Raw genomic sequence first — 7,932 nt, forward strand, 5'->3', positions numbered from 1 at the left:
CCAAACATGAGCAAATTGCTTGCTTGTTCATAACTCTTTTGTGGAATATACTTTTCAAAAATGAGAGCTTTTTGAGCTCCAATACGGTGTACCTCCAGTGGGGCTCTTTTTTCTATCGCAATACCAATGCTACTTTTTCCAGAGCCATTTGCACCTATTATAATTATAGAATTATCTTCAACTGTGTATTCAACATATTCTTGTGTTCCTTTTGGCAATTTAACTGTGTAGCTCATTTCAGAAATCCTGTAGTTAAAAATTTAATCAATGTTCTGCTTTAACTCCCCACGAAACGCCTTAGCCAATATAGCCTTTTTCATCAAGTCGATTTGCTCAAGCACGTTTTCAGCGGAGTCCTTGATTTTTTGTTCCTTTTCAAGAATGTCGTCAATGATACGGGTGATTTCTTTTTGTTCAACAATAGATGGTAAATGTAAAGTTAGTGAAGAATAGCTTTTGACATTGAAATGAGCAAGAGCCATCCCTCGTTTATTTGCCGCAATAGATTTTTTCCCTAATGGTGAATTTGTAAAATAACATAAATAATGTGATGTTACTTTTTGAGTATTTGGAACTGCAATTAATATATCAATTGCGTTATATCCATCAAAATCTTTTGTAACAATGCAAGCAGTACCGGGGTTACCAGACCGTACCACAAGGACATCTCCCTCGTGTACGATACAACGTTTATTGTCTTTCATACCCCTGTCATTCAAATAAACCCAATCAAAATTATCGACTCGGTTTTCCCTTACATTAGCAGAACGGAATGCGGGAGTTCCGCTATTGGCGTCGGTATAATACTGCGACGGTTTAATGACGATACCAACTTTTACATCATAGCATATATCTGACACGACAACATTCTCCCAACTCTCCCGCGAAACACCGTTTTCCTCCCGCCATTTCGCCGTCAATTCCCCGGTAAACGCCTTGTGCAGAATGGCGGCCTTGCGGATTTCAAAGCTCTCTAGGGCGGCTTCTGCTTTTTCTTTGGCTGTGTCCAGCTTGGCGAACAGAAATTCTATGTGGCTAACGATTCGTTCCTGAACGTCAATGGGAGGGAGGGGAACCTTTGTTTTGTTAGCATTGATAATCGTATAAGTATCAACGGTTGTCCCTGCTGACATTTCATGAATTTGGTTGTCAATAAATACACTTTTGAACAAGTAATATATAAATTTTGAAAAAAAACTTTTTTATTTTTAAGCCATATAATATTACCATCCTTGAAATAAAATTCATTTTTATCATTAACAACATATGGAACACCTATAGTTTCAACGCCACTAATGAGAATATCATTTTTTGATGGCACACCATAACAATGTTTTATATTTTCATATAATGCTTTATCTATAAAAAGTTCATTGTCCACATAACCATATTTAGAAAGCTTAACTAATTCCCTTGTTCTGTAAAACGGAATACCTGATTCTCTCCAGTCTGATTTATGAATTCTTTTACTTGAGGTTATTTCATACCCTGTACGCAAATAAACCCACTTCCACCCCTGCGGCAGAGCATACGGCTGTTCCTCCACGGGAATCTCCGCAGGGATGGGCAGGCTTTTCTGCCTTTGTCCGGCGTTCTTTCTGGGGCGGGCCATCAGCGGGCCTCCTTGCCGGTCAGAACCTGAAGTTCGCGTACTACGCCCTTAAGCAAATCAACAGCTTCTTCAAGCTGGGCGATGCATTCTTCGGCACTTTCGATGGGGTCGGGCAGGTCGCCATGATCCAGCACAGAGGCATCACGAATCAGGCCAAGGTCAAGGCTGTTGCCCTTGGCGGCGATGTCCTCACGGCTCAGGACGCTCCACCGTTCGTCAGCGATGCTCTTTCTGTCCGGCGCATCATAGGCCGTTTCAAAGGCCGCAAAATGCTCCTGCCGGAGAGGGTTGGTTTTGCCAAAGGAAGGCATGTTGGTACGGAGGTCATAAAACCAGACTTGGCGGGTATTGCCTTTGTCGTTCAGACCGCGCTGGAAAAAGAGGACATTGGTCTTGACGCCCTGCGCGTAAAAAATGCCCGTGGGCAGGCGCAGCACTGTATGCAGGTCGCACTTGTCCATAAGCTCGGCACGGATGCGCTCGCCGTCGCCATCGGCAAACAGCACGTTGTCCGGCAGGACAACAGCGGCCCGTCCGCCGGGCTTCAAACTGCGGTAAATATGCTGCAAGAAATTGAGCTGCTTGTTGCTGGTGGCAAAGGCAAAGTCATCACGGGCAGCCCGTTCCCCGCCCTTCTTGGTGCCGAATGGCGGATTGGTCAGCACAAGGTCATAGCCTCTCATGTCCTTTCCCAAGGTGGAAAGGGTGTCGCCCAAGGCTATCTTGCCTTCAATGCCGTGCAGCATGGCATTCATCAGAGCCAGACGATGGGTATCGTGTACCAGTTCACAGCCGCTGAAGGCCGCATATTTCTGAAAAGTCGCCACATCCTCGGACAGCTTGAAATAATCATCGGTCCGCGCCCGTACATACCGATCTGCGGCTATCATAAAACCAAAGGTGCCGCAGGCCGGGTCATTACAGCTTTCACCGGGCTGGGGGCGCATGAGCCGTACCATGACATCAATAAGCACACGCGGCGTAAAATACTGCCCTGCGCCGGACTTCTTTTCATTGGCGTTCTTTTCCAGCAGACCTTCATACAGGTTGCCAGCCCTTCTTCCTGAGCGGAATACCAATCCAAGTCATTGATGCTGGAAATGATCTTTTCCAGATTCTTTGGCTCATCAATATTGGACACAGCCCCCTGATAAATCTGGCGCATACGGCCCTTGCTGTTTTCACCCAGCTCTGTGAGGAGCCGTTTATAAAAGCTCTTCAGCTCAATGCCGCTCCTGCGGGTCAGCTGATCCCAGCGAAAGGCAGGGGGAATGCTGTCTTCTTTGCCAGTTTCTTTGGCCATTTTGAGGAAAAGGATATAGGTCAGCTCAGTCACATACTGATGGTAGGTTATCCCGTCATCCCGCAGGACATTACAGAGATTCCAGAGTTTGGCGACAATTTCCTGTGTTGTCATGCGGCACGGCCCCCATCGTCATACAAGTAGGTATTCAGTTCAGCCACGATACTCGCTAAATTGTTATGAAAGAGCTTGTCCAAAGCCGCAAAGCCGCCCTTGCCGCGAAAAGCAGGATGGGAATCAAAACTCGCTACGGACAGCACAGACTCATTACGCAGATAGTTTGCCATCCGGTCAATCCACTTTTCTTCCGTTCGGGAAAAGCTATGGGCTGTTTTCAGCCGCTCAATGGCACGCTGGATGCGTTCCTCATGCCCCAGCAGCTGGGCATTGATGCCATAACGCCGGATAAGACTGATGATGTCGGCAACGATCTTCGTGCTGCTCATGCTGTTCAGAGCGGAATTGAGCTGCCGGACGGTAAAGCCTTCACGCCCCAGGGCAAGGCGCAGACTCTTGAGAGTCTCGCGGGTCAGGTCTGCCGGACGGGTACAGATGATATTGAGGGCCGCCACTTCGTTACGGTTGTTCTGCACAAAGGCGGCAAAGGCTTGCAGATAGTCCTGCGGGGCCAGATTGCCCTTGCCGTAGCCGCGTGTGTGGGAGGTAAGGACATCCTCCTTGGTATCAATGACGATACCCCTGCGGCCAACATAGCCCTCATTCTGGATAAGCTCGAACAGGCCGCTTTTGGAGAGCAGCAGAGCCTTGGCCTCGCGCGGGCGCATATCCTGAAGACGCTCTATGAAATCGTCGGGGCTGTCTCCGGCCATGTCGGTAAACTGCTGGAGTATCTCCTCCGTCATACTGCGCTTGCGCCGATTGAGCTTGGCAATGACCTGATTGATCTGGTTCAGAATCTGGGCAGGCTCCTCCATCACCTCCAGTCCCTCCAGCAGCTGCGGAAAAGTGGCGGACGGATTGACAGCCACAGGCTTCATACTGCTGACCGGCTCAAGAGTTTTGTACAGGCCCACGGCGTCATATATCTCAAAGTGTGACTTCTGGATGGTCGGGCAAAGACGGGTGGCGCGGCCCAGCATCTGCTCGTAAAGGATGCGGGACTTGACGCAGCGCAGAAAGACAAGGCGGCATATCTCAGGCACGTCGATGCCTGTGGTCAGCAGATCCACCGTAACGGCAATGCTGGGGAAGGCTTCGTTCTTGAAGCGTCGGATGGCCTGATCAATGGCCTTGCGGTCGCCTATACTGCCCGTAATCTTCATGATGGCGTCCGTATCCACCAGCTCTCTGGCATAGATTTCCTTGAGGATACGCACGATCATATCAGCATGCTGGTCATTGACGGCATAGATGAGCGTCTTGCCGGAGGAGGAGGCGGCGTCCTCAGGGTCGATGTGCTTGGCTATCTCTTCCAACACAGCGCGGTTGAAGTTTTCATTGACCACACTTTTGTTGAACTGAGTTACGTCAAAATCAAGCTCGTCTTCCAGCAGCTCGCCATTGTTCACTACGCCAGTCTGCGGGTCATAGGTGACGATCTGATCCCCATGTCTGTAGTGGATGCCCGCTTCACTCAAGCTGGTCGTGAGCTGATGCGGTGCGTCATGGTCCACCAGATAATCATCAATGACAGCTTCTCGATAGCTGTAGTGAAAAATCGGCGCGCCGAATATCTGCGTGGTCTGGAGTGCGGGCGTGGCCGTCAGCCCGATTTTAACTGCCTGAAAATAGTCGATGACTTCCCGATAAGTGCTTTGGTACTCGCGCTGGTCGCGGTACAGGGCCTCGTCATCGCTCATCTCTTTATCGAGTATGTAGCCTCGGTGAGCTTCGTCCACAATGATGAGGTCATAGTCAGTAACAGCGGGCATTGGCTCACTGTCTTCACTGTAAAGGATGCGGCGAGCCATGCCCTGCACGGTAGAAACATGCACACGGGTATCTTTTTCGATATATTTATCTGACAGCTCTTTGATGTTGTAAATTTTGGCTAAAGGCAGAAGCTCCTCAAGCTGCACATCCTTAAAAACATCAATGGCTTGTGTGCCGAGGGCATTGCGATCCACCAGAAAAAGGATACGGCGGAAACGCCCGCTTTTCAAAAAGCGGTACATCATGCCCAGCACGGTACGGGTTTTGCCAGTGCCAGTGGCCATAGCCAGCAAGGCAGTCTGTGCGCCCTTGGCAAGAGCCTGTTCTGCCGCACGGATGGCACGCAGCTGATAGTCGCGCAGGTTAAGGCCATTGGGGTCGGTGAGCAGGTCTTCGGGCATGGACGCAAGGCGCTCGGAGGCCGTTTGCACATCCTGATGCAGCAGTTCCTCCAGACCGGTGGGGCTGGGCCAGCCGTGCAGAGCCTGCGGAGCATTGGCAGTATTCCGCAAATCCTGAAACCAGATGCCGGACTTTTCCACCCACTGCTTGAGATAGGGCCTGCCATTGGTGGCGAAGATGAAGGGCACACGATAGCCACGCCAGTCGCCAAGCAGGAAGGGCGCATTGTCAGGGTGGATGTGCCGGGCGTAGGTCTTGCACTGCTGGTCAAGAACGGTGGGGATGTCCTTATGGGCTGCCTTGGCCTCGATGATGCCCACAAGCGATGTGCCCATGAAAAGGGCATAGTCGGCAAAACCGCGCCGCCCATTCGGCAAAAGTGTGGGCCATTCAGCTATGGCCATATGGTGTCCAGAGCGTGGACGTACACCCTTGGAGTGACGGAGATTTTCGGTGTCTGCCTCCCAGCCGACCTTTCGCAGCTGTTCGTCGATACGCAGACGGGTTTCGGCTTCCGAAATCTGGCGCAGAGAGGATGCCTTTTCAGCACGGGTGCGGCGGATCTCTTCGCTGACGGCGGGTGTTGAGGCGGCACGAGTCGCCGCCTGCTCCATGATCCGCTTGTCCTCAGATTCGGAGCTTTCGGAGGCTTCGGCGGATTCAGAGTTCACGGAGGCTGTCTGAGATGAGGATGATGTGGAGGGCGCGGAGGTCTCGGCGCATTCCGGCTTCGAGAACAGAGACGGGCGGAAGTGCTCATCCGCATAGGTTTGATAGAACCAGACACAGAGGCTGCAGGTGATCTCTGTCAGAGCCAGCGCCTTTTCGGCAGGGGGCGCGTAGCCCTCGTGGGCCGCCTTGTTGCGGGCCTTGCGGAGCAGGTGGAAGGCATCAGCCACATTCTGGGGCAGACATCCGCGCCGATGAAGAATATGCAGGCGTTCTGCCGCGTCACAGCGTTCAGGCAGGGTGACGCGATCCATGATCGCCATGACCTTCACCATGCCCTCGCACAGCAGACCGAGCTTGAGCAGGCAGGAATGGGTATCGGAACGCCAGTAGCGTTCCGCCAGAATACCGACCTGTGCGAGTTCAGGAAAGGATTCCTCCAGAAAAGCGAAGTTCGATGCCATGCCAGCCTCGTCCGGCAACTGGTTTCAGAAAGAACAGCTATTTTATAAGAGGTATACGGGGATGTAAAGGAAGAAAAAACAGCCCCGCCAACATCTTCATGAACATTTCAATAATGCCCTGTCCGGTGAGGGCAGGGCATTTGAAGGTGATGCAGACGGGTGGAAGGGCTATGCCATACGTTGTCTTCTGCCATTTATTTACAGTTCATCATCGGGCGTATCCGGCCTGACGAAACTGCTGCTGTAGGTGAACGGTTGCCGGTTCAGAGCTGTGTCCTTCCGCAGTACAGACGCCTGTGGCAGGGGGGGGCGGGGGCGTGTCCTTCTTCCTGCCTTTCCTGTCTTCCTTCTGCCGTCTGTACTCCTTGAGGTATTTGGTGAGGGTTGGAGGCTTGATGGCGATCCCTTTTTCGGCCAGACGCTCCACTATTTCCTGTGTATCGAAGCCGCGCTTCTTCATCCGTTCCAGTGTCGGGGCAAGGGAGAAGATGGCCTCCCTGATGGTCATGGGCCTGTGTCCGTCCAGCGTGACTGTGGCGGGCTTGAGCCTGGCAAACTCCTGTCTGATTTCCCTGATTTGTTCTGTGGTAATGGGCATGGTGTTTTTCTCCTGTGGTTGATGGGGTATCCCCAAATTTGTCTTTTGCCTTTGGCGGTCAAGCGGCCACGCTTGCCCACGACTTCACGGAGTGAAGTATAATGGGCTATATCTTCGGTCTGTGCGAAGATTTCCCTCCGACGCCTTACCTCATTCTCATGCCACGGGCGGAGCGCGCCTGCCGACGCTCCCTGTCCCGCGCTTCCTGCTCCTGCCGCTGCCGTTCCTCTTCCTGCTGACGTTGGAGCTGTTCGGCGCGCTTGCGCTCCACGAACTCGATATGCAGCGGCCGGATTTCCGGCAGACGCAGAAATTCCTGATAGCCTGCCATCATTCTCTTCATTTTCTTCAACTGCTTCTCCAGCTCCTCTTTTTCCTCATGGCTTTGTTTTCTGTGGGTCGTGTATCCCGCTTCAAGCCGCGTTAGTTTTCCGCGAAGGGTATCCACTTCCCGTTGCAGAATTTCCTTCTCAGTCTGGACAAGGTGTTTGACGGCAAGCGCCTTTTTCAGTTCTTCAATGAAGGAAGAGGCTTTTTCCAGCACGGATGGATAATTGAGAAAAGAGGCTTTCGGTAGATCGGTCTCCTCCCGAAGTACCTTTTCCGCTTCCTCAGCCTGCCGCTCATACTCTTCAATGCTCTTTCTCAACTCTTCCTCACGCTGTTCCAATGCGCTGATAAGCTGCCGTGAATTTCGGGAAGTCTCTTCGGATTCCTGAATCAATTTTTCCAATGCTTCCTGTTGCTGCTTGAACTCGCGGGTATCCAGATGTCTTTTCGCGGAACCGGGTGTCTGTTCCACGCCGCGTTCAATGACGAAGCCACGGCTTTGCAGATGAGCGGGAAGCCCGGATTGCAGTTTCCGCAGACTCTGACGGGTATAGATTTTGTTGGCGTTGAGCCTCCCGTCCGGCGTCACCGGCACATGAAGGAAGTGCATGTGCGGCGTCTTTTCATCCATGTGAACCATTGCGGAAATGACATTCTCCGC

At 51.9% G+C, this 7,932-nt stretch carries 7 protein-coding genes; all 7 read right to left on the minus strand.

Features of this window, described 5'->3' with window-relative positions; translation table 11 throughout:
• Positions 1-236: hypothetical protein (locus ACZM8Y_RS17240; protein WP_489501929.1), on the minus strand; the 236-nt coding region annotated here is incomplete at its 3' end.
• Positions 237-260: 24 nt separating this feature from the next.
• A complete protein-coding gene (locus ACZM8Y_RS17245) occupies positions 261-1,133 on the minus strand; it encodes a restriction endonuclease subunit S (RefSeq protein ID WP_486854785.1) in 873 nt (290 codons plus the stop codon).
• On the minus strand, positions 1,028-1,612 hold the full coding sequence (locus ACZM8Y_RS17250; RefSeq protein WP_489501930.1) for a restriction endonuclease subunit S domain-containing protein: 585 nt from the start codon (positions 1,610-1,612) through the stop codon (positions 1,028-1,030). Before ACZM8Y_RS17250 ends, ACZM8Y_RS17245 begins: the two co-directional genes overlap by 106 nt.
• Entirely contained in the window at positions 1,612-2,691 is a 1,080-nt protein-coding gene (locus ACZM8Y_RS17255; protein ID WP_483971978.1) for an HsdM family class I SAM-dependent methyltransferase, read from the minus strand. Before ACZM8Y_RS17255 ends, ACZM8Y_RS17250 begins: the two co-directional genes overlap by 1 nt.
• A 334-nt stretch (positions 2,692-3,025) precedes the next feature.
• A complete protein-coding gene (gene hsdR, locus ACZM8Y_RS17260; RefSeq protein WP_489501931.1) occupies positions 3,026-6,343 on the minus strand; it encodes a type I restriction-modification system endonuclease in 3,318 nt (1,105 codons plus the stop codon).
• Between the two features lie 208 nt (positions 6,344-6,551).
• A complete protein-coding gene (locus ACZM8Y_RS17265) occupies positions 6,552-6,941 on the minus strand; it encodes a protein MobC (protein WP_483971980.1) in 390 nt (129 codons plus the stop codon).
• A 145-nt stretch (positions 6,942-7,086) separates the two neighbouring features.
• On the minus strand, positions 7,087-7,932 hold an 846-nt coding region (locus ACZM8Y_RS17270; protein WP_489501932.1), incomplete at its 5' end, for a plasmid recombination protein.

This window comes from Bilophila sp., assembly GCF_057864385.1.